The following is a 1,524-nucleotide window of genomic DNA, read 5'->3' on the forward strand; positions in this document are numbered from 1 at the left end:
CTGGTCGCGCTCGGTGGTGAGGTGCATCTGCGTAGCGCAAAGCGGCGGCGCCGGGTGGCGGCAAAAGACTTCTTCGCCGGCATGATGCTGACCGCGCGAGCCGATGACGAACTGATCGAGGGCATCTCGCTTCCGGTGGTCCGCGAACGCCGCTTCGCCTTCCGCGAGGTCGCGCGCCGGCATGGCGATTTCGCCATCGTCGCCTGTGCGGCGATGAAGACCCCGAGCGGCGTGCGCCTCACCGTAGGCGGCGTCGCTGACGTTCCGACCGCGCGCGACTGGCCGCGGCTCGATGGGACTGCACTCGACGACGCGCTCAACGCCTTTGCCTACGAGCTCGGTGCGCGTGACGACGTCCACGCGACCGCGCGTTACCGCCGTGACCTCGTCCGCATGATCGGCCGCGATTTGATCTGCGAGGTACTGCAATGATCCGCCTCAAGGCAGATAGCCGCCATCCTGTCCGCTTCACGTTGAACGGCAAGCCGGCCGAGGCCGAGGCCGAGCCGCGCATGCTGCTCTCGGATTTCCTGCGCCATCAGTTGGGCGCGACCGGCACCCATGTCGGCTGCGAGCACGGCGTCTGCGGAGCCTGCACAATCGTCGTCGACGGCATGCTCACGCGCTCCTGTCTCACGCTCGCGGCGCAAGTCGATGGTTGCGATCTGAGAACGGTGGAAGGGCTTGCACCGTCGGCTGATCGGCTCGGCGTGCTCCAGCGCGCGTTCCGCCGCAACCACGCGCTCCAGTGCGGCTTTTGCACAGCCGGCATCTTGATGTCGCTTGACGACTACCTCAGCAAGAACGCCAAGCCGACCGAAGCGGCGATTCGCGATGTCCTAAGCGGCCATCTGTGCCGCTGCACCGGCTACACCCCGATCATCCAGGCGGCGCTCGAAGCTGCTGCGGAGCTCCGTTCAACCACAAAAGAGACGTCAGATGCTTGATCTCGCCTGCAGCTTCGTAGCCAGCGTGGCGCGCGATCCCCACGCCATTGCGCTGGTCGATGGCGACCTGCGCCTGACCTATCGGCAATGGTACGACAAGATTTCTGCCCTGGTGGCGTCCTTCGATCGCCTTGGCCTCATGCCGGGCGACCACGTCGTCACCCTGCTGCAGAACCGCTGGGAGGCGGCGACGCTGCACTGGGCCTGCCAGTTCGCAGGCCTCGTGATCACGCCGATCAACTGGCGCGCCAAGGCTGACGAGCTCGATTACTGCATCGAGAACGCCGAAGCCTGCGCGGTTTTCTATCAGGACATTTCCGCCGAAGCCGTCCAAGGCTCGGCGCTTGCCGGCCGGCTGCTGCGTATATCCGTCGATCCGGGGACAGGTGAGGTGGCGAGCTTCGCCGACATGCTCGGGGACCGCGCGCCGGACGCCGAGCCGCGTGTCGGCGCCGACGCCTGGTCGATCATGCTCTACACCTCGGGCACGACCTCGCGGCCGAAAGGCGTCCCGCGGCGGCATCGCGCCGAGCGGGCCGCTGCGATCGCCCATGTCGCGCAAAATCTCTACGGCCGC

General features: G+C 66.9%; 3 protein-coding genes. All 3 read left to right on the forward strand.

What is annotated here, in order from left to right:
- A partial coding sequence (locus AC0L30_RS42865) for an FAD binding domain-containing protein (RefSeq protein WP_473406776.1) occupies positions 1-432 on the forward strand: 432 nt, incomplete at its 5' end.
- Positions 429-947 carry a (2Fe-2S)-binding protein gene (locus tag AC0L30_RS42870; RefSeq protein ID WP_007594256.1) on the forward strand — a complete coding sequence of 173 codons (519 nt, stop codon included), beginning with the start codon at positions 429-431 and terminating at the stop codon, positions 945-947. The genes AC0L30_RS42865 and AC0L30_RS42870, both read left to right, overlap by 4 nt.
- Positions 940-1,524: AMP-binding protein (locus AC0L30_RS42875; RefSeq protein ID WP_473406777.1), on the forward strand; the 585-nt coding region annotated here is incomplete at its 3' end. The genes AC0L30_RS42870 and AC0L30_RS42875, both read left to right, overlap by 8 nt.

Source organism: Bradyrhizobium sp. MI1.11, assembly GCF_055811255.1.

Excerpts from the sequence above, each read along its gene's own strand:
- AC0L30_RS42870 (WP_007594256.1), top strand. The coding sequence starts at position 429 with ATGATCCGCCTCAAGGCAGATAGCCGCCATCCTGTCCGCTTCACGTTG.